Origin of the sequence: Gemmobacter lanyuensis, from assembly GCF_014652355.1 — a bacterium.
GTDB lineage: Bacteria > Pseudomonadota > Alphaproteobacteria > Rhodobacterales > Rhodobacteraceae > Gemmobacter > Gemmobacter lanyuensis.
The window spans coordinates 75,264-94,465 of sequence record NZ_BMYQ01000012.1 but is presented as its reverse complement, the minus strand read 5'-3'; the positions used below and the strand labels follow the sequence as shown (position 1 = coordinate 94,465).

At 64.9% G+C, this 19,202-nt stretch carries 21 protein-coding genes; 3 read left to right on the top strand and 18 right to left on the bottom strand.

Annotated elements, in window-relative coordinates; genetic code table 11:
- Window positions 1–83: 83 nt before the first annotated feature.
- The 4 genes from folD to IE101_RS15955 form a co-directional block, all read right to left on the bottom strand.
- Entirely contained in the window at window positions 84–974 is an 891-nt protein-coding gene (folD, locus tag IE101_RS15970; RefSeq protein WP_189634841.1) for a bifunctional methylenetetrahydrofolate dehydrogenase/methenyltetrahydrofolate cyclohydrolase FolD, read from the bottom strand.
- A 12-nt stretch (window positions 975–986) separates the two neighbouring features.
- Window positions 987–1,880 carry a bifunctional 5,10-methylenetetrahydrofolate dehydrogenase/5,10-methenyltetrahydrofolate cyclohydrolase gene (locus IE101_RS15965; protein WP_189634840.1) on the bottom strand — a complete coding sequence of 298 codons (894 nt, stop codon included), beginning with the start codon at window positions 1,878–1,880 and terminating at the stop codon, window positions 987–989.
- Window positions 1,881–1,964: 84 nt separating this feature from the next.
- Window positions 1,965–2,258: a chorismate mutase gene (locus tag IE101_RS15960; RefSeq protein WP_189634839.1), complete on the bottom strand. Its 294-nt coding sequence runs from the start codon at window positions 2,256–2,258 to the stop codon at window positions 1,965–1,967.
- 68 nt (window positions 2,259–2,326) lie between these two features.
- Window positions 2,327–4,003, bottom strand: a complete 1,677-nt coding sequence (locus tag IE101_RS15955) for a formate--tetrahydrofolate ligase (protein ID WP_189634838.1) — start codon at window positions 4,001–4,003, stop codon at window positions 2,327–2,329.
- Between the two features lie 288 nt (window positions 4,004–4,291).
- Between IE101_RS15955 and IE101_RS15950 the strand changes: the two genes are divergently transcribed.
- Together IE101_RS15950 and IE101_RS15945 are read left to right on the top strand one after the other, a co-directional pair.
- On the top strand, window positions 4,292–4,429 hold the full coding sequence (locus IE101_RS15950; protein WP_189634837.1) for a hypothetical protein: 138 nt from the start codon (window positions 4,292–4,294) through the stop codon (window positions 4,427–4,429).
- A gap of 45 nt (window positions 4,430–4,474) precedes the next feature.
- Window positions 4,475–5,590 (top strand): calcium-binding protein, encoded by a 1,116-nt coding sequence (locus IE101_RS15945; RefSeq protein ID WP_189634836.1) that lies wholly within the window; start codon window positions 4,475–4,477, stop codon window positions 5,588–5,590.
- Here IE101_RS15945 and IE101_RS15940 read toward each other — a convergent pair.
- From IE101_RS15940 to IE101_RS15890, 11 genes are all read right to left on the bottom strand, one after another.
- A complete protein-coding gene (locus tag IE101_RS15940) occupies window positions 5,580–6,305 on the bottom strand; it encodes a methyltransferase domain-containing protein (RefSeq protein ID WP_308429878.1) in 726 nt (241 codons plus the stop codon). The two genes, IE101_RS15945 and IE101_RS15940, sit on opposite strands and share 11 nt — an antisense overlap.
- A gap of 57 nt (window positions 6,306–6,362) precedes the next feature.
- Entirely contained in the window at window positions 6,363–8,270 is a 1,908-nt protein-coding gene (gene ftsH, locus IE101_RS15935; RefSeq protein ID WP_308429877.1) for an ATP-dependent zinc metalloprotease FtsH, read from the bottom strand.
- Window positions 8,271–8,350: 80 nt separating this feature from the next.
- Window positions 8,351–9,592 (bottom strand): tRNA lysidine(34) synthetase TilS, encoded by a 1,242-nt coding sequence (tilS, locus tag IE101_RS15930; RefSeq protein ID WP_229804240.1) that lies wholly within the window; start codon window positions 9,590–9,592, stop codon window positions 8,351–8,353.
- Window positions 9,589–10,419, bottom strand: a complete 831-nt coding sequence (gene ybgF, locus IE101_RS15925) for a tol-pal system protein YbgF (RefSeq protein WP_189634833.1) — start codon at window positions 10,417–10,419, stop codon at window positions 9,589–9,591. Before ybgF ends, tilS begins: the two co-directional genes overlap by 4 nt.
- A 4-nt stretch (window positions 10,420–10,423) precedes the next feature.
- A complete protein-coding gene (gene pal / locus IE101_RS15920; protein WP_189634832.1) occupies window positions 10,424–10,957 on the bottom strand; it encodes a peptidoglycan-associated lipoprotein Pal in 534 nt (177 codons plus the stop codon).
- 99 nt (window positions 10,958–11,056) lie between these two features.
- Window positions 11,057–12,385, bottom strand: a complete 1,329-nt coding sequence (gene tolB, locus IE101_RS15915) for a Tol-Pal system beta propeller repeat protein TolB (protein ID WP_189634831.1) — start codon at window positions 12,383–12,385, stop codon at window positions 11,057–11,059.
- Between the two features lie 168 nt (window positions 12,386–12,553).
- Complete coding sequence (tolA, locus tag IE101_RS15910) at window positions 12,554–13,810, bottom strand: cell envelope integrity protein TolA (RefSeq protein WP_229804236.1); 1,257 nt, start codon at window positions 13,808–13,810, stop codon at window positions 12,554–12,556.
- A 10-nt stretch (window positions 13,811–13,820) separates the two neighbouring features.
- Window positions 13,821–14,321 (bottom strand): protein TolR, encoded by a 501-nt coding sequence (gene tolR, locus IE101_RS15905; protein WP_189634830.1) that lies wholly within the window; start codon window positions 14,319–14,321, stop codon window positions 13,821–13,823.
- A 3-nt stretch (window positions 14,322–14,324) separates the two neighbouring features.
- Window positions 14,325–15,020: a protein TolQ gene (gene tolQ / locus IE101_RS15900; protein WP_189634829.1), complete on the bottom strand. Its 696-nt coding sequence runs from the start codon at window positions 15,018–15,020 to the stop codon at window positions 14,325–14,327.
- A gap of 134 nt (window positions 15,021–15,154) precedes the next feature.
- A complete protein-coding gene (gene ybgC / locus IE101_RS15895) occupies window positions 15,155–15,562 on the bottom strand; it encodes a tol-pal system-associated acyl-CoA thioesterase (RefSeq protein ID WP_189634828.1) in 408 nt (135 codons plus the stop codon).
- 1 nt (window position 15,563) lies between these two features.
- Window positions 15,564–16,190: a hypothetical protein gene (locus IE101_RS15890; protein ID WP_189634827.1), complete on the bottom strand. Its 627-nt coding sequence runs from the start codon at window positions 16,188–16,190 to the stop codon at window positions 15,564–15,566.
- Between the two features lie 83 nt (window positions 16,191–16,273).
- On the opposite strand from IE101_RS15890, the gene IE101_RS15885 reads away from it, so the two are divergent.
- Window positions 16,274–16,711 carry an RbsD/FucU family protein gene (locus tag IE101_RS15885; protein ID WP_189634826.1) on the top strand — a complete coding sequence of 146 codons (438 nt, stop codon included), beginning with the start codon at window positions 16,274–16,276 and terminating at the stop codon, window positions 16,709–16,711.
- 27 nt (window positions 16,712–16,738) lie between these two features.
- On the opposite strand, the gene IE101_RS15880 is transcribed toward IE101_RS15885, so the two are convergent.
- From IE101_RS15880 to IE101_RS15870, 3 genes are read right to left on the bottom strand one after another with little or no spacing between them, the layout of a single operon-like run.
- Entirely contained in the window at window positions 16,739–17,455 is a 717-nt protein-coding gene (locus IE101_RS15880; RefSeq protein ID WP_189634866.1) for a CDP-alcohol phosphatidyltransferase family protein, read from the bottom strand.
- 21 nt (window positions 17,456–17,476) lie between these two features.
- Window positions 17,477–18,400, bottom strand: a complete 924-nt coding sequence (locus tag IE101_RS15875; protein WP_189634825.1) for a tyrosine recombinase XerC — start codon at window positions 18,398–18,400, stop codon at window positions 17,477–17,479.
- Complete coding sequence (locus IE101_RS15870) at window positions 18,397–19,089, bottom strand: DUF484 family protein (RefSeq protein ID WP_189634824.1); 693 nt, start codon at window positions 19,087–19,089, stop codon at window positions 18,397–18,399. Before IE101_RS15870 ends, IE101_RS15875 begins: the two co-directional genes overlap by 4 nt.
- Window positions 19,090–19,202: the final 113 nt, after the last annotated feature.

Below are 19,202 nucleotides of genomic sequence, written 5' to 3'. Positions count from 1 at the left end.
TAATTCGCGGAAAAATATGGCAGTGCAAATGCTTAACCCCGCGTCAGGGCGCGGGGTCATGCAGGTTCAACAGGGGCCTAAAATCAGGCTGTCAGACCCTTGGGTTCGGGCAGGCCATTGGCGCGGCAGCAGGCCGTCAGCGTATTGGCCAGCAGGCAGGCAATGGTCATCGGCCCCACGCCACCCGGCACCGGGGTGATGGCACCGGCCACCTCTTTGGCGCTGTCGAAATGGACATCGCCCACCAGCTTACCCTTGCCGTCCCGCTCGATCCGGTTGATGCCCACGTCGATCACGGTGGCGCCCGGCTTCACCATGTCGCCGGTGATCATCTCGGGGCGGCCCACGGCGGCCACGAGGATATCGGCCCCGCGGCAGACCGCGGCCAGATCCTTGGTGCGGCTATGCGCGATGGTCACGGTGCAGCTGTCGCCCAGCAGCAGCTGCGCCATCGGCTTGCCCACGATGTTCGACCGGCCCACGACCACGGCATTCAGCCCGGCCAGCGACCCGTGATGGTCACGCAGCATCATCAGGCAGCCCAGCGGCGTGCAGGGAACCATCGACTTCTGCCCCGTGCCCAGAAGACCGACGTTCGAGATGTGGAACCCGTCCACATCCTTGGCCGGATCGATCGAGTTGATCACGAGTTCCGAGTTCAGATGCCCCGGCAGCGGCAGTTGCACCAGAATGCCGTGGATCGAGCTGTCAGCATTCAGACGCGCGATCAGCGCCAGCAGATCAGCCTCGGAGGTGTCGGCAGGCAGCTTGTGCTCGACCGATTTCATGCCCACCTCAACGGTCGATTTGCCCTTGGAGGACACATAGACCTGGCTTGCCGGGTCTTCGCCCACCAGAACCACGGCCAGACCGGGCTGGATGCCGTGTTCTTCCTTCAGGCGCGCGACATGTGCCGCCACTTCGCCCCGCACCTTGGCCGCAAAGGCCTTGCCGTCGATGATTGCTGCCGTCATGGCCTTGTCTCCTCAGCGTTCCACCGCGAAGGCGGCAGAGTAATGATCCATTTGCATCCGCGTCGCCAGCACCGCGTTCTTGAGCAGCGTGGCCACCGTGACCGGCCCCACCCCGCCCGGAACCGGGGTGATCCAGCCCGCAACCTTTGAACAGCTGTCGAAATCAGCGTCGCCGACGGTCCGGCCCTTGCCGTCCGCATCGGTGATGCGGTTGATCCCGATATCGATCAGCGCGGCGCCGGGTTTCAGCATCTCGCCCGTGACCAGACCGGGCTTGCCCACCGCCACGAACACGGCATCGGCCGCGCGGCTGTGGACGGCAACCTGCCGCGTCATATGGTGGCAGACGGTGACCGTTGCGCCCAGACCCATCATCAGGAAGGCGATGGGCTTGCCCACGATCTCGCTATGGCCGATCACGCAGACATCCAGCCCCTGGATGTTCAAGGGCAGGGTTTTCAGAATCTCGACCGCCGCCACCGCCGTGCAGGGGCCAAGGGCGAGGTCGTTGTAAACGATATTCCCGATCGAGGCAGGGTGCATGCCCTCGACATCCTTCAGCGGATGGATGGCCTTCTGCAGCGTCTTGACCGGGATATGCGCCGGAAGCGGGCGCTGGATGATGATGCCGTTCACGCGCGGATCCGCGTTCAGGCCCATCAGCACGCCGGTCAGCTGCTCCAGGCTGATCTCGGCGGGGTAATTGCGTGCCTCGAACTGCAGGCCTGCGGCTTCTGCGCTTTTCTGCTGGTTGCGGACGTAAAGCTCGGCCGCGGCGACATCGCCCACGGAAATCGACACGAGGCGCGGCGCCCAGCCCCGCTCGGCCAGCGCGGCCGCATCGGCGCGGACCTCTTCGACCATGCGGGCCGCAATGGCCTTGCCGTCAATCAGGGTAGCGGTCATCGCTGTCGTCCTCTGACGGGGTGGCGCACCAACCCCTTGAAACATCACGATCCCCTGCCAGCGCATCGGGCGTCGGCGCGCGGATTACCGTCCCAGCACCTGCTCTTCGCGGGCAATCGACCATTCGATCATCATCCGCCAGATCTGTTCGACAAGCGCGGGGTCCAGCCCCTCTGCATTGGCGCGGGCGCAGACCTTGGCCACCACATCCTCGACACGTTCATCAATGCGGGCGGGTAGACCCTCGGCGGGTTTGAGTTCGGCGGCCCGGTCGATGTAACCGGCCCGCCGCGCAATCAGCGCCACGATCTGACTGTCCAGCGCATCGATGGCGGCGCGCAGTTCGGTCATGTTGTGGCAATCAGTCGGGGCCTTCATCATATCCTCCGATGAGGTTTCCCGCGAGGTAAACCCTCGCGGGTATGATGGCAAGGCGCGGCCGCTGATCAGAACAGGCCTTCGACGTGGCCTTCGTCGTTCAGGCGGATCACTTCAGCCGAAGGCACTTTCGGCAGGCCCGGCATGGTCATGATCTCGCCGCAGATGGCGACGATGAAGCCGGCACCGGCCGACAGACGCACTTCACGCACCGGCACCGAATGGCCCGTCGGCGCGCCGCGCAGGTTCGGGTCGGTCGAGAACGAGTACTGCGTCTTGGCCATGCAGATCGGAAGATGACCGTAGCCAGCGGCTTCCCAAGCTTTCAGCTGATCGCGGATCGACTTGTCGGCCAGCACTTCATCAGCGTGGTAGATGCGCTTGGCGATGGTTTCGATCTTCTGGAACAGCGGCATTTCGTCCGGGTAGAGCGGGGCAAAGTTCGAAGCGCCCGATTCCGCCAGTTTGACGACGGCATTGGCCAGATCTTCGATCCCGGCCGAGCCTTGCGCCCAGTGCTTGCAGAGGATGGCCTCGGCGCCCTGGGCAGCCACATATTCCTTCACCGCCGCCACTTCGGCATCGGTGTCGCTGTAGAAGTGGTTGATCGCCACGACGACCGGCACGCCGAAGGATTTCACGTTGGCGATGTGACGGCCCAGGTTCGGGCAGCCCTTCTTGACGGCCTCGACATTCTCGGCCCCCAGATCGGCCTTGGCGACGCCGCCGTTCATCTTCATGGCGCGGACGGTGGCCACGATCACGGCAGCTGCCGGTTTCAGACCCGCCTTGCGGCACTTGATGTCAAAGAACTTCTCTGCGCCGAGGTCGGCCCCGAAGCCCGCTTCGGTGACAACATATTCGCCCAGCTTCAGCGCGGTCTTGGTCGCGATGACCGAGTTGCAGCCGTGCGCGATATTGGCGAACGGGCCGCCATGCACGAAGGCCGGGTTGTTTTCCAGCGTCTGCACCAGGTTCGGCTGCATCGCATCTTTCAGCAGCACGGTCATGGCGCCGTCGGCCTTGATGTCGCGGCAGTAGATCGGCGTCTTGTCGCGGGTATAGGCCACAACGATGTCGCCCAGACGCTTCTGCAGGTCTTCCAGGTCGTTCGACAGGCAGAGGATTGCCATGACTTCGGAGGCCACGGTGATGTCAAAGCCGGTCTGACGCGGGAAGCCGTTCGACACGCCACCGAGCGAGACAACGATGTCGCGCAGGGCGCGGTCGTTCATGTCCATGACGCGGCGCCACACGACGCGACGCTCGTCGATCCCCAGGGTGTTGCCCCAGTAGATGTGGTTGTCGATCATCGCCGACAGCAGGTTGTGGGCGCTGGTGATGGCGTGGAAGTCGCCGGTGAAGTGGAGGTTCATCTCCTCCATCGGGACGACCTGGGCCATGCCGCCGCCGGCTGCGCCACCCTTCATCCCGAAGTTCGGGCCGAGCGAGGCTTCACGGATACAGATCACGGCTTTCTTGCCGATGCGGTTCAGGCCATCGCCCAGACCCACGGTGGTGGTGGTCTTGCCTTCGCCCGCCGGGGTCGGGTTGATCGCCGTCACGAGGATCAGCTTGCCATCCTGCTTGCCGTCGAGCGAGCGGATGAACTCCTGGCTCACCTTGGCCTTGTCGTGGCCGTAGGGCAGCAGATGCTCGGTCGGGATGCCAAGCTTGGTGCCGATCTCTTGAATCGGCTTTTTCTTCGCTTCGCGCGCGATCTCAATATCTGTCTTGAACGACATCTCTTACTCCCTTGGGTGTGGCGCCCGGATTGCTTTGGCGGCACGATAGCGACAGGAAGCCCGGCTGAAAGGCGCGATTGCGACACAGTTACCCGCAAAATCGCCAGCTGCGGTTTCCGATCGGAAATATGGAACATTCATGCGGAAATTTGTCTGCCGTGGAATATTAATTCCATCACGATGGGCAGTCCGCCAAGGAGGCTTCCCTTACGTGATTCGTGCTGGCGCGCCGCCTGATTCCCTGCAACCCTGACGCTAATCGCGTTCGTCCTGGTGGAGGATTGGGAGATGGCCAACAACTTCTATTACATCGAAGACCTCGTCAGCAATGGCAGCAGCACCGTGACCCTGGTTGATGATGGTGTCGGAATCGACTGGATGATCCTGAGAGAGGCCCATACCAGCCAGTCGATTGATCTGGGCTAGTCCATTTTCAACGGCGTCACGCTTCAGTCTTCGGGCATCTATTACGTGGGCAATACCGGCAACCGCCTCGTGGTGGTCGGGCAAATCGAGAACGCCCGCGGGTCTTCCGGCGCGGACTGGATCGATGGGAGCGAGCTGAACAACCGCATCCTCGGCGAAGGCGGGAACGATACCCTGAATGGCGATGCCGGAAATGACGTGATCTACGGTGGCACCGGCGCAGATTCGATGAGCGGCAGCTATGGCGCCGACCGTCTCTTCGGCGAGGGCGGGAATGACACGATCAGCGGCGGCGACGACAGCGATACCATTTCGGGCGGCGCCGGGGCCGATTCCCTTTCCGGCGGAGCTAACCTGACCGACTGGGTCAGCTATGCCGGGTCCGATGCCGCGGTGAATGTGACCTTCACCTTCGGCACCACGACCACCGGCCGTGGAGGCCATGCGGCGGGCGACCAGCTGAACGGCTTCAACAATATCCTCGGCAGCGATTTCGGCGATCAGCTGCGCGACAGCGTCGAGGGCGCCGTGGGCGGCAACTATAACGCCAATATCTTTGACGGCGCCGGCGGCAATGACGACTTGTTCATGGGGGGCGCCAACGACACTGCCTACGGCGGGATGGGGTTCGATTATATTGCCGGGCAGAACGGCAATGACCGGCTTTTCGGCGGGGGGAATGGCGACAGGATCTATGGCGGTGCCGGTGCGGATTTCATGGTCGGGGGCGAGGGCAATGACATGCTCTTTGCCAATGAGGACAACGACCGACTTTTTGGCGGCGTGGGCGATGACGTGCTGCACGGCGCCGCGGGGCGCGACCGCCTGCAGGGCGACGCCGGGGCAGACCGCTTCATCTTCCTGAAGGCGGATGAAAGCACCGTCCTATCGACCGGGCGCGATGTCATCGTCGATTTCAACCGCGCTGAAGGCGACCGCATCGGCCTTGCACAGATCGACGCCAATGGCGCTGCCGACGGGTTTGGCAGCTTTACCTTCGTGACCGTCTTTACCGGGCAGGCGGGTCAGCTGCGCGTGGCAGATACGGCAGACGGGCAGCGCGTTCTGGCCGATCTGAACGGGGATCGCATCTCTGACTTTGCCATCGACGTGCTGGGCAACGGACGGCCGATGCTGATCGAATCCGACTTCAACCTGTGACGCGCAGCACCATGAACAGCCTGCGGAAGGGCATCAGTGCCCCTCCGTCCGGCTGAATCGGATAGGGCACGGCAAGCGCCGCGTCATAGGCGCCCGTGAAGGCTTGTGCCGCCTCTGGGTCGAGCTGCGCCAGAAACGGCCGCATCGCCGTGCTTTCGGTAAAGGCACGGACCGGATGCCCGGCGGTGGACGCGGACAATGGCTGAAGGTAGGTCGTTTCCCAGATCGTGGCCACGCCCAGCGGCGCCAGAATGTCCCAATACTCCGCCGCCGTCAGAACCGGCGGGTGGTAATCCGCAAAATCGAACCGATCCGGGAACATCGTCTCTGCCAGATCCCGCAAGATCCGATGCGACGGCGCCAGAAACTGATCCGGCATCTGGACCGCCAGCACCCCGCCCGGCATCAGATTTGCCGCCAGACGCGGCAAGAGCCGCGCATGATCCCCCAACCAATGCAAGGCCGCATTGGAAAAGATCAGCGCGACGGTCCCCTTCATCTGCCAATCGGCAATGTCACAGACCTCGGTCCGGTCATAGCCGCGCGCCTGTGCCAGCATGGCCGGGGAACTGTCGATCCCGATCAGATCATGCCCCGGAAATGCCTGCCGCAGCGGCGGCGCCACCGCCCCATCGCCGCAGCCCAGATCGACCACCACCCCGTCGGGGATGCCGCCCACCTGGGCCAGCAGGTCCATCGCGGGGCGCAAACGCAAACCCCGGAACCTTGCATAGGCCCCGGGGTTCCAATCTGTCATCTGCGCGGCCACGCCTCAGGCCATCGGCTCGGGCTCAAGCCCAGCATCGGGCTTGCCGCTCTTGGGTTTGGTCTTGGGGATCGCGATGATCGAGGCCCCGCCGTCGCCAGGACCACCCGCATCCTCACCACCCAGTTTTTCACCTGCCACGACCTTGCGGATCTCATCGCCGGTCAGGGTTTCGTATTCAAGCAGGCCCTGGGCCAGACGCTCGAATTCGATTTCCTTCTCAAGCAGGATGCGACGGGCTTCCTGATAGCCGTCTTCGATCAGGCGCTTTACCTCGGCCTCGATCAGCTGCTTGGTTTCCGCCGAAACCGAGAAGCCGCCGGTATTGCCCTGATAGCCCTCATGCGCCTCGGCATAGTCCACATTGCCGACCACATCCGACATGCCCCAGCGCATCACCATGGCGCGCGCCAGCGACGAAGCCTGCTGGATATCGCCCGCCGGACCCGAGGACACGCCCTCCTCGCCGTATTTGATGATCTCGGCCGCCTTGCCCGCCATGGTCATGGCGATCTTCTGCTTGGCCTCATCCTTGTGCATGTTCAGGCGGTCCATTTCGGGCAGGCTGACGACCATGCCAAGCGCGCCGCCGCGCGGGATGATCGTGGCCTTGTAGACCGGATCGCATTTCGGCAGCGCCAGACCGACGATGGCATGGCCCGCTTCGTGATAGGCGGTCTTTTCCTTCTGGTCCTGCGTCAGCACCATGCTGCGGCGCTGCGCCCCCATCATCACCTTGTCCTTGGCATTTTCGAAATCGTCCATGGTGACGAAGCGGCGCCCGACACGAGCCGCCATCAGTGCGGCCTCGTTCACGAGGTTCATCAGATCGGCCCCCGAAAAGCCCGGCGTGCCGCGCGCGATGGTGCGAAGATCGACATCCGGCCCCAGCGGCACCTTGCGGGCATGCACGGTCAGGATCTTTTCGCGGCCCTTGATATCGGGGTTGGGAACATGGATCTGGCGGTCAAAGCGGCCGGGACGCAGCAGCGCCGGGTCCAGCACATCCTTGCGGTTGGTCGCCGCCACGATGATCACGCCTTCGTTGGCCTCGAACCCGTCCATCTCGACCAGCAGCTGGTTCAGCGTCTGTTCGCGTTCATCGTTGCCGCCACCGATGCCCACGCCACGCGCACGGCCCACGGCGTCAATCTCGTCGATGAAAACGATGCAGGGTGCGTTCTTCTTGGCCTGTTCGAACATGTCGCGGACGCGGCTTGCACCCACCCCCACGAACATTTCGACAAAGTCGGAACCCGAGATGGTGAAGAACGGCACGCCCGCCTCACCCGCGATGGCACGGGCAAGCAGCGTTTTACCCGTGCCGGGCGGACCAACCAGCAGCGCGCCCTTGGGGATCTTGCCGCCAAGGCGCGAGAATTTCTGCGGATTACGCAGGAATTCCACAATCTCTTCCAGCTCTTCCTTGGCTTCGTCGATGCCGGCCACGTCGTCAAAGGTGACGCGGCCGTGCTTTTCGGTCAGCAGCTTGGCCCGCGATTTGCCAAACCCCATGGCACCGCCGCGCCCGCCGCCCTGCATGCGGTTCATGAAGAAGATCCAGATGCCGATCAGCACGATGAAGGGCAGCCAGACGCCCAGCAGCGACATGAAGCCCGATTGTTCCTGCGGCTCGACGCGGATTTCCACACCCTTGGCGAGCAGACGCTGGGATACATCCTCCTCGCTCGGCTTGATGGTGCCGTAGGTATTGCCATCCTTGCCACGCACCAGCACGCGTTCGCCATCCAGCGTCACGCTGGCGACCTGACCTTCCTCCACCCTCTGGATGAATTCGGAATAGGAGAGGTTGCGTGAGGCAGCGGTGGTCGTCGATCCGTTGAACATATTGAACAACGTCAGGATCAACAGGAACAACACCACCCAGAAAGCGATATTACGTGCGTTACCCACGAGGGAACTCCTTGGCATCGGGCGCGCGCAGGGGGACCGCGCGCGTCTTTGGATCTAAAATAGACATCTGGGGCGGGGGTTCAATGTGATAAGATGAACATTCCGAAGGAAGGATCGGGTTCCGCCACCCATCCGCCACTTTTTCCGGCCAAGGGGGCCGCAACAAGGCGCGCCCCCTCCCAGATGGCAGGGGAAACGATCAGCGCTTCGCGCGGGTTGCCCGTCGTGCGCCAGTCGGGGCAAAGTGCCAAGCCTTGGGCGCCAAGCGCCCGGATTTCCTCACCCTTGGCCGCAGGTCCGGTCAGACGCCAGCGCCCGTCCCAGCGCCCGCCCGCACCATGGCAGGGCACCGACAGGCCCGCCACGGCGCGCGGTTCCCGCATGACAGAGATGTGATTGCCTTTGGCCCGAAAACGCACGCCCCCCAGCGTGCCCCCCTGCCCCGCCAAAAGCGCGTCGATCAGCCGCGCAAGCTGCGCCTCACGCGGGGGATGTTCGGCGCCGGTCATCCAGCGCAGAATGGCGGGGATCAGCCGCCGCCGCAGATCGGGCAGCAGCGCCGCCCAGGCAACCCGGTCGAAGGTCAAGGCGCCTGCCCGCTCGGTCACATGCGCGGCCACCCAAGCGCCAAGCGCGCGGGTCAGATCGGCCCGCAGAGCGGCCAGATGGGCGATGCTGCGACCAATCGCCTGCAGATCGGCCACCGGGCGCAGAGCCGCCACAGCCCGGCGCGCACGGACACGGGCAAAGCGGTCATCCTCATTCGTGGGGTCGTCGATCCAGCTGATCCCTTGCCCACGCAGGTAAGCGCGCAGATCGGCACGGGCGATGGCCAACAGCGGCCTGCACCAGCGGACCCCCGCGGCCTGCCAATCGGCGCGCATGCCCGACAGGCCATCAAGGCCCGCCGCGCGGCCCAGGTTCATCAGAAAGCTTTCGGCCTGATCGTCCAGAGTATGGCCAAGCGCCACACAGCCCAGCCCCTGTTCTTGCGCCCAGGACGCAATCAGCGCGAACCGCGCTTGCCGGGCCTGCGCCATCAGATTGCCGCTGTCGGCAGGGCCGGACCAGCACAGCACCCGGTGCGGCACACCCAAGTCGGCGCAATACTCGGCCATCTGCCGGGCCTCATCGGCAGATGCGGCGCGCAGCCCGTGGTCGACCGTTACAGCCGCAACCCGCCCCGGTGCCGCGCAATGCGCCAGATGCAGCAGGGCCACAGAATCGCCACCGCCCGAGACGGCAATGCCGACCCGGGCGGGAGAAACGCTGTCCATCCATCGGGCCACCGCAGCCAGCGGCGCGGCCTCGGTCGCCGTCACGGGCAGGCCATCCCCGCCAGCTTGCCCTGCGCTTCGGTCGCGGCGGGGCTGGCCGGGAAGCGCACGCCCACCTCCGACAGGGTGACGCAGGCCTCGGCCGTCTGGCCCAGATCGGCCAGCGATACGCCCAGTTTCAGCAGCGCCGTCGCCGCCTGTCCACCGTCCGGCTTGCCCGAAAAGGCATCAAGATAGGCACGGGCGGCATTCGCGGTGTCCCCCATCTGCTTCAGCGCATCCCCTTTCAGGATCTGCGCTTCCTGCATCAGCGGGCTGCCAGGATAGGATTGGGCAAAGGTATCAAACTCTTGCGCGGCGGCACGAAAGTCACCTTGACCGAGCACCCCCTTGGCCCGGTCGAAACTTTCCTGTTCGCCGATGGCAAGCTCGGCCCCCCCGGAAGTCGGGGTCTGTTCGGGAACCGCGGGCGCTACGGCAGGCGCAGCTGCGGCAGTGTCACCACCCAGAGGCGGCGTTTCGGGGATGGCGCCGATGTCGCCGCCTTCCAGTTCCGTCACCCGGAATTCCAAGTCACCCAGACGGTTGGTACCGTCCGAGACGACGCGGTTCAGCTTCAGCTCGACCTCTTCGGTCTTGGCTGTCAGCCGCACCAGCGCCTGTTCGATGGAATCCATGCGCTGCAAGGCCGATCCCCCTGCGGCACCGCTGGTCACGGCGCCCGAGGTCATCAGTTCCGATTTCAGGGCATTGAACTCGCCGTTCAGGGCGGCGAGTTCGGCCTTGATATCGGCCAGAGTCTGCGCCCGATCCTGACCATGGGCCAGACCGGGCAACAGCATCACAGCCAGCGCGAGAACGCGCAGCTTCATGGGATCAGGCCCCCGCGCCCATCGACAGAACCGTCACGGCGCGGCGGTTCTTGGCAAAGCAGGCTTCCGCGGCACAAACCTCGACCGGGCGCTCTTTGCCATAAGACACGGTGCGCATGCGGTTCGGCGACACGCCTTGCGAAATCAGGAAGTCCTGCACGGCCGAAGCACGACGGGCGCCAAGCGCAAGGTTGTATTCGCGGGTGCCCTGTTCGTCGGCATGGCCTTCGATGATGATGGCATAGTCGGCATTCTGTTGCAGCCACTGGGCCTGACGGGTCAGGATGCCGCGGGCCTCATCGCTCAGGCTCGACTGGTCAACAAGGAAGAACACGCGGTCCCCCAGCGTCTGCTGGAAATAGGCGATCGAGGTCGGATCGCTCGGCCCGCCAAGGCCCTGTCCATTCACGCCGCCCGCGCCATAGCCGCCGGCCCCGCCCATGCCACCGGCGCCGCCCGCGCCGTAACGATCAGGGTTCTTGCAGGCTGCAAGGCCGAGCGCGGCCACGATCAGCAGAGCCTTGGTAACATACGCCATGGTGTTTTCCTTCTTCCTTGTGGCCGATCGGGCCCGGATGTTCGTCTATGTCTAGCAGCTTTGCGCCGCCGGGGGAATCGGCGGCGCATGAATTCACGCTCAGGGCAGCAGCGGTGACCAGGCCGGATCCGAGGCGGCGGTTTCCGTCTGGACCGGGCGGAGAACGCGGCCCGTGGTATCCACCGTCCAGAGCTGCGGGCTGCCTTCGCCCGGGGGTTGGCGAGTGAACATGATCACCCTGCCGTTCGGCGCCCAGGTCGGGCCTTCATCCAGATAAGAGGAGGTCAGCAGTTTTTCTTCGCTGCCGTCGGTCAGCATGACGCCGATGTGGAAGCGGCCCTGATTTTGCTTGGTGAAGGCGATATAGTCACCGCGCGGCGACCAGACCGGCGTGCCATAGCGCCCTGCCCCGCCCGAAACACGGCGCGGCTCGCCGCCCGATGCGGACATGATGTAGATCTGCTGACCGCCCGAGCGGTCGCTTTCAAACACGATCTGGCTGCCATCAGGGCTAAACGAGGGCGCGGTTTCGATCGAAGGCGCATTGGTCAGCTGCGACAGGCTGCCCGAGTTGATGTCGAGCAGGTAGATGTCGGTATTGCCGCCACGTTCCAGGCTGAAGACCACGCGGCTGCCATCGGGCGAAAAGCGGGGCGCGAAGGTCATGGTGCCGGGCTGTTCGCCAAGCGACCGGATCTGCAGGCTGGCCACATCCATCAGATAGATCTGCGGGAAGCCCGAGGAGTAAGAGGTGAAGAGGATGCGATCCCCCGCAGGCGAAAAGCGCGGTGCCAGCACGATCGAGGAGCTGTCGGTCAGGTAGCTGACATTGGCGCCATCGTAATCCATCACCGCGAGGCGCTTCTGGCGCTGGTTCTTCGGACCGCTTTCCGCGACAAAGACGACGCGGCTGTCGAAATAGCCGGTCTCGCCGGTGATGCGGCTATAGACGGCATCGGCCACTTTATGCGCCACGCGGCGCCAGCTGCCCGCATCGCCCGCGAATTGCAGGCATTCGCCCAGCGTGTTGTTGGCGAAGACGTCATGCAGACAGAATTTGACGGCAACCTGACCGCCGCCTGCCTGTACCGCGCCGGTGATCAGCGCCTGGGCATTGATGGCCTGCCAGTCGGGATAAGACACCGGCGCATCAAACGACGTGACCTGCTGGATATAGGCGTTCGGCGGGATCTGCTCAAACAGGCCCGTTCCGATCAGGTCAGCCGCGACCACGGCGCTGATATCGCCCGCCATCCCGCCTGCACCGCCTTCATCCACGAAGGAGGGCAGCGCGAAGGGCATGGGCTCGATCACCGGGGTGCCCAGCGTGATGGTAAGTTCAGCCCGCGCCGCGGTGGACAAACCCACCCCCGACACGAAGGCAACCGCAACGGCAGCGGCGCTGAGAAGATGGCGAAGGCGGCTCATCTGACCCTCTTTCCTGTTCCTGGGGCCGAACGTCTGTCCGGCCCGTCCCGTTCCTGCATCAAGGGGCGACGGATGGCCGCAACCCCGGTTTGGCGCCGGTTTAGCCCGGCTTGCAATTCTGTGACAGGCCCCTGTCGCATTTCTGCGACAGGGCTGCCAAGGCCGGGCTTACAGGCCCACCCCCCGTGAATCAAACACCAGCTTCAGGTCTTTCCACGTGTCGAACTTTTCATCCGGCAGCGGAAAGCCCTTGGCCCCACAGCGCAGGATCGCACGGCGCGCCGCTTCAAAGGCCTGCCGGGTTGCTGCGGGTGATCCGTTGGATTCCGCAAGCTCGATGGTCGTGGCGACCGGCTTCTTGTCCGCCCCCAGCTTGACCCGCACCGAAACGGTGGTGCGCTGCGCCTCGGTCGAAAGCGCGGCCACGTTCCAGCAGCGTTCGACCGCCACCCGCAGCGCATCCTTCTCACCTGCCGACATCGGCGGACCGTTGGCCGCAAGCGACCCGGAGGGGGCCGAGGAAGAGGAGGCCGGGCTATCCGAAGCGGCGCTTTCAGACGCGGCGTCCGAGGTGCTGCTTTCGGCAGCAGCGGCGGCCAGGGCCTCGGCCACGGCGTCTTCAGTCGCCTGCTGGTCGACGGCGGGGCTCAGGTCTTCCGCGGGGGTCGTCGTTTCGGCGGCGCTGGCGGTTTCGGTTTCGGGCGGGGTCTCCACCGGCGTTTGCGGCGCCCGCGGACGCGATTTCGGCCGCATCGAGGCGGTTGGCGCCAATGCAGGGGCCTCTTCCGTCTCGGTCGCCTCGGTCACGATCTCGGTCGAGGCTTCCTCGGGGGCGGCTGCCTCTTGTGTCTCTTCCACGACCGGGGCTTCAGGCGGAGCGTCCTCGCTCACCGCCTGCTGGACTTCCTCGGCCTCGGGCACATCCTCGGGCGGGGCGTCCTGCGGGGTGGGCGCCACGCGGGTAGAGGGCCGCGGCCGCGGCTGGATCGAGGTCGGCGGCACCGCCACCGGCTGTTCCTGTTCGGCCGGCGGGGCCACGGGTTCGGGCACGTCAAAGGGCTGGGCGATATCCGCCTCGGGGATGTCCTCGGCCACGGGTTCGGCGGGCGCGTCGGGCGCTGGCGGCGGCTCGGCGGCGGCAACCTCTTCGGTCACCGGCTCGGCCGGGCGTTCGGGGCGCGGCGGCGGCGGGGTGTCCGGCAGCGCCTCGGCCGCGGGGTCCTCGGTCGCCTGCGTCTCTGACGGGGCGGCGGCCCCGCTCATCATGGCGTCAAATTCGGCGGAAGAGATCATGGAAACCGAAGTCACCGTCATCTCTTCGGGTTCCGGCGGGCTGAACAGGAAATCGCCAAACAGTACCCAGAGGATCAGAACCAGATGTCCCGCCCCCGAGAGTACAAAGCTCCTGTCCATGTCACGCAGCATCGCCGCCGCCTCAGCCTTCGTTCGGCGCGGCAGCCGCACCACCGACCGCACCGCCCATCAGCGGGCCGTTGCTGTCAGTCACCAGACCGATATTGCGGAAGCCCCCGGCATTGAGCGCGCCCATCACCTGCGCCACCCGCTCATAAGGAACCGTGCCATCGGCACGCAGGAACACCTTGTCGGTGGCGCGTTCCGCAGCGATTGCGGCCAGTTTCGGGATCAGCTCGCCCTCGGCCACTTCGCTGTTCATGATGAACAGCTTGCCATCGGCGGCGATAGTCACGGCCAGAGGCTCTTCCTGTTCGGTGGGCAGGCTGGCGGCAGCGGTTTCCGGCAGCTGGATCGGCACGCCGACCGTCAGCATCGGTGCCGCGACCATGAAGATGATCAGCAGCACCAGCATCACGTCCACGAAGGGCGTGATGTTGATGTCACCCATTGCGGCAGAGGTGCCACGACGGCGCCCGCGGCGCCCGCCCCCGCCCGATTTCTTGACGACCCCGGCCCCCATCGGTCAGGCGTCCAGCTGGCGAGAAAGGATGGTGGCGAATTCGTCGGCGAAGGCCTCATAGCCGCCGAGGATGCGTTCGCTGTCGGCGTTGAGCTTGTTGTAGAAGACCACGGCCGGGATGGCGGCAACCAGACCGATGCCGGTGGCCATCAGCGCCTCGGCAATACCGGGGGCGACGGTGGCCAGGTCGGTGTTCTTGGTCGCGGCGATTTCGGTGAAGGCGTGCATGATCCCGTAGACCGTGCCGAACAGCCCGATGAAGGGCGAGGTCGACCCCACGGTCGCAAGGAACGACAGACCACTGTTCAGCGTCTCGCTTTCGCGGGCGATGGCCACGTCCATGGCGCGGTCAATCCGCGATTGCGCGCCTGCGATCAGGCCACCATCAGCGCGGTGGCTGCGGCGCCATTCGATCATGCCGGCGGCAAAGATCTTTTCGCTTTGGCCCTCCGGGGTGGGACCGATCTTTTCAAACAGCTCATCCAGCGGCTCACCCGACCAGAAGGCGCGATCAAAGATCTCGGCCTCGGCGCGGGCGGCGCGGAACATCAGGTGTTTGCGAATGATGATCGACCACGACCAGAAGGACATGACCAGCAAGCTGATCATGACGAACTTCACCGTCAGGGTTGCGCGTGCAAAAAGGGCGAGCATGGAGAAATCGATCTCCTGCGCCACCGCAAGGGTTTCCGTGTTCATTACGCCTGCTCGTTCTGTTCCAGAGGCTCTATCCGGCCCCGTTATTACAGGTGATTCTAGCGGGTTTTGAGGGGGATTGCCAACACAACCTCGTCAGAATGCGGATTGCCGCCCATGCGCCTGACGCATAGCCGTCATGCGTTTTTCGGCAAATCGCCCTCAAGACGCGATCTGACGCCCGCGGGCAGCCGCGCGGCGCGACCCTCCGGGCCAAGGCAGACCAACGTCACCTCGGCGGTGAACAGCAGATCATCCCCCCGCAGCACCCGCTGGAAAAGGTCGATCCGCGCGCCGCCAAGCGCCCGCAGTTCGGTGGTCACGGTCAGCTGATCGTCAAAGCGCGCGGGGCTGAGGTAATCGGCGACCACCCGGCGCACCGCAAAGACGATGCCCAGATCGACCTTGATCTGCACCTGATCCACCCCGCGGGCGCGCACCCATTCGCTGCGCCCGCGTTCGATGAATTTCAGGTAATTCGCGTAATAGACGATCCCGGCAAGGTCGGTATCCTCGTAATAGACGCGGACAGGGTGGCGATGCATCTCAGTGCCCTGCGCGGGCCACGCGGGCGGCAAGGCGCAAGGCGTGGCTTGCATCGCGCGCCACAGGCGGCAGGATCGGGTCATAGGCGGCGCGGATCAGCGCGCCGATGTCGGGGCGCAGGATCACCGTTTCCCCCACCTTGGCCAGCGGCGACTGGTCGGTAAAGGCACGGTCCGACCACAGGAGGATGGTCTGCACCGCCTGCACCAGCGCCAGCGTTTCCGCAGGCACATCCGAGAGCGCCTGATCCATGCGGATGAAGACAAAGGCGGCCTTGACGGCCCCGTCCGGGTCAAAGCGGAAGATGCGGTATTGGTTGGCATCGGCCACCGCCAGCCGGTCGCAGAGCGGCACCAGATCCGGCACCAGCCGGTCGAGGTTCGGCACCTGCGGCAGCTCGGCCCAGTCGCGGAAGAAGAAGATCATCAGATTGGCGCCCAGCTCGGGGTCGGTTTCGGCCATGCGATGCCCGGCCAGCATCACCACCGCCTCGACCGCGCCCTTGACCACCGACAGCGTGGCATCATCGACACCAAAGACCACCGGCACGATCGGCCGCCCCCAGCGGGCAAAGAGGTAATCCCCCCCCGAACGCGTGAACAGCGCTTCCACCGCCGCCGTGTCCATGCTTTTCTCCTCTGGAATTTGCGCCGGGCATACCGGGTTTTGCCCCCGCGCTCAACCCGGCCCCGGCTGGCAGGAGAGATGGAATGCTGAAAGGAATCGACCCGCGCGTCACGCCCGATCTGATGGATGTGCTGATGCGGATGGGCCATGGCGATGAGCTGGCGGTGGTAGACAGCAACTACCCGGCCCATGCCTTGCCCACCCGCAGCGGCCGCGTGGTCGAGCTGCCGGGCCTGAATGTGGTCGAGGCGCTGCGCCTGATCACCGGGCTGATGCCGCTGGACGGATTTACCGATTACGGCGCGCTCTGGATGCAGCGGGACGGCGCGGGCGACACGCCCGACCCGGTGCATCTTGAGGCTTTGGAGGTGATCGGCGCGGCCCTGCCCGAAGGCGCGAAGGCCCGGTCGATCGAGCGGCAGGATTTCTACGCCCATGCGCCGCAATCATACGCGGTCGTCCGCACGACGGAAAACCGCGCGTTCGGCTGTTTCATCCTGCGGATGGGCGTGGTGTTCTGAACCCGAAGGGGGCGTTGCCCCCTGCCCTCAGGCGGCTTTGCGCTCTGGAATGATCTGCTGGGCAATGCCCGCGAAGGTCAGGTAAAGCGAGGTCGCCACCAGCCCCCAATGCGCCCAGCTGCCGGGATGGAAATCAAGCCATGCCGCCCAGCCGGCAAAGACCGTCCAGGCGATGGAGATCGGCAGGGTCACGGCATGCCAGCGCTGCGTCCGAGTGGGGTGGACGAATTTCAGGTTGGTGAACATCGCCACGGTCAGCGCGATCACAATGGCCAGAATCACCCATTGTTCAGGCCGCAGCGCGAACATGACCAGCACCACCATGTTCCAGCAGGCCGGGAAGCCCGCAAAGGACCAGTCCTTGGTCTTCATCCGCGTATCGACGAAATAGACCACCGACCCGTAGGTGATGACGATAATCGCAATCCAGCCCGTCCAGCCCGGCAGCAGCCCCGATTTGAACAAGGCGAAGGCGGGGATGAACACATAGGTCAGATAGTCGATGATGAGGTCGAGCAGCTGGCCATCATAGGTGGGCCAGTTGTGCTTGACGTCATATTTGCGGGCCAGCGGGCCATCGACCCCGTCCACAAACAGGGCCACCACCAGCCAGAGGAACATCATATCCCACTTGCCATCCACGGCTTCGAGCATGGCAAGCATGGCCAGCACCGCGCCGGTGGCAGTGAAAAGGTGAACGAGAAGAGCCTTGATACGCATCGACATGCGGCCTTGATCCTTCATCCGGCCCGGAAAAGCAACCATTCAGGCGCGCGGATGTGCGCGTTCATAGACTTCCATCAATCGCGCGGCATCGACACCCGTATAGGCTTGGGTGGTGGAAAGCGAAGCATGGCCCAAAAGTTCCTGAATCGCGCGCAGATCGCCGCCCGCCCCCAGAAGGTGCGTGGCAAAGCTGTGGCGCAGAGCGTGGGGCGTGGCGCTGGCGGGCAGGCCCAGACGGTTGCGCGTCCGCTCCATCGCCGCGGCGATGAGGCGCGGGTTCAAGGGGCCGCCCCGCGTGCCACGGAACAAGGCGCCCTCGGGCGTCAGGTCATACGGGCATTGCGCGACATAGGCCGCAACCGAGGCGCGGGCGGCGGGCAACACCGGCACCAGCCGTTCCTTGCCGCCCTTGCCGCGAATCCGCAGCACCTCGGGCAGGGGATGGTCGGCGCCGGTCAGACCCAGCGCCTCGGAGATCCGCAAACCGCAGCCGTAAAGCAGCGTCACTACAGCGGTATCGCGCGCGGCGATCCAGGGTTCGCGCGCGTCATCGCCCACGCTCTCCAACACTTCGGCCGCACCTTCGATGGTCAGCGGACGCGGCAGCTTTTTCTGAAAGCGCGGGGCGCGGGCCGACAGGATGGCCGTGGCGTCGCCCCCCTGGCGGTCGGCCAGCCAAGCGGTAAAGCCCTTGACCGCCGACAGCGCCCGCGCCACCGACCGCGCCGAAACACCCCGCCCGCGTTCATGCGCCATCCAGGCGCGCAGATCGGTGATCGGCACGGTGATCAGACCGGAAAGCCCCTCGGTCCCGCCGCGGTGATGCGCCAGAAAGGACAGCCAGCCCCGCACGTCGGCACCATAGGCGGTGATGGTTTTTTCGGCCCGGCCGTCCAGCGCGCGCAGATGGGTCAGCCATTCGTCCAGCGCGGCCCGCGCCGCGGGGGAAATGGCCAGCGTCACGACAGCCAGCGGCGCATCGTCCGCTCAAATGTGCCGCCGAAAAAGGCTAGCAGATCGGTGCCATGGGTGGGTTTGAAATGGTGGGGGTCTTCCGACCCCATCGCCAGAAGGCCCGGCAGCCGCCCCTTGCCAAAATCCAGCCGCAGCAGCGCCTCAGACCGGATCCAGCCCGCCGTTTCGCCATAGATCATGTTCGAGGTCGGGATCGTCTGGCGCAGCGTCACCGGCCGCAGGCTGACATTGCGCCCGCCGCTGACATAATCGGCGATGAAGCCGGGTTCGGCCACGAACAGCACATCCCCCAGTCGGCGCAGCGCGGGGTCATCGGCCTCTTGCACCGATTCCAGCACCAGCCGGATGCAATCCACCCGCAGCGTCTGCGCGACATCGGTGGCAAGGCTTTTCAGGAACTCCTCGAAGGACAGCGGGTCGAGCATCTGCAGGATCGCCCGATGCACCTGATTGGTTCCGGCAAGGTTTTCATAGGCCGCGGCAATGACGGTGCGATGGGTGTCTTCCAGACGCTCCAGCCGGTTTTCCAGCCGCTCCATCGCGATGCCACGCAGGTCGATCACATTGCTGCCAAGCGCCCGGTCATTAGCGGCGATCAGGGCGCGCATCAGATCGCGGTCCTCAAGGATGACTTCCGGTTTCTCCAGAATCCGGTCGCGGAGGTCTGCTTCGATCATCGTTCCATGGCCTGTTGTTCTTTTCCGGCAAGAATAGCAGCAATCGGGCAGGGTTGTCGCGCCGAAATCACAGAATTGGGCAAGTCAAAAAACGCAAACGGCCCGGGTTTTCA

Coding starts and splice junctions, on each gene's coding strand:
- folD (WP_189634841.1), bottom strand. CDS start 974: ATGACGGCAGCAATCATCGACGGCAAGGCCTTTGCGGCCAAGGTGCGG.
- IE101_RS15965 (WP_189634840.1), bottom strand. CDS start 1,880: ATGACCGCTACCCTGATTGACGGCAAGGCCATTGCGGCCCGCATGGTC.
- IE101_RS15960 (WP_189634839.1), bottom strand. CDS start 2,258: ATGAAGGCCCCGACTGATTGCCACAACATGACCGAACTGCGCGCCGCC.
- IE101_RS15955 (WP_189634838.1), bottom strand. CDS start 4,003: ATGTCGTTCAAGACAGATATTGAGATCGCGCGCGAAGCGAAGAAAAAG.
- IE101_RS15950 (WP_189634837.1), top strand. CDS start 4,292: ATGGCCAACAACTTCTATTACATCGAAGACCTCGTCAGCAATGGCAGC.
- ybgF (WP_189634833.1), bottom strand. CDS start 10,419: ATGAAGCTGCGCGTTCTCGCGCTGGCTGTGATGCTGTTGCCCGGTCTG.
- pal (WP_189634832.1), bottom strand. CDS start 10,957: ATGGCGTATGTTACCAAGGCTCTGCTGATCGTGGCCGCGCTCGGCCTT.
- tolB (WP_189634831.1), bottom strand. CDS start 12,385: ATGAGCCGCCTTCGCCATCTTCTCAGCGCCGCTGCCGTTGCGGTTGCC.
- tolA (WP_229804236.1), bottom strand. CDS start 13,810: ATGCTGCGTGACATGGACAGGAGCTTTGTACTCTCGGGGGCGGGACAT.
- tolR (WP_189634830.1), bottom strand. CDS start 14,321: ATGGGGGCCGGGGTCGTCAAGAAATCGGGCGGGGGCGGGCGCCGCGGG.
- tolQ (WP_189634829.1), bottom strand. CDS start 15,020: ATGAACACGGAAACCCTTGCGGTGGCGCAGGAGATCGATTTCTCCATG.
- ybgC (WP_189634828.1), bottom strand. CDS start 15,562: ATGCATCGCCACCCTGTCCGCGTCTATTACGAGGATACCGACCTTGCC.
- IE101_RS15890 (WP_189634827.1), bottom strand. CDS start 16,190: ATGGACACGGCGGCGGTGGAAGCGCTGTTCACGCGTTCGGGGGGGGAT.
- IE101_RS15885 (WP_189634826.1), top strand. CDS start 16,274: ATGCTGAAAGGAATCGACCCGCGCGTCACGCCCGATCTGATGGATGTG.
- IE101_RS15880 (WP_189634866.1), bottom strand. CDS start 17,455: ATGAAGGATCAAGGCCGCATGTCGATGCGTATCAAGGCTCTTCTCGTT.
- IE101_RS15870 (WP_189634824.1), bottom strand. CDS start 19,089: ATGATCGAAGCAGACCTCCGCGACCGGATTCTGGAGAAACCGGAAGTC.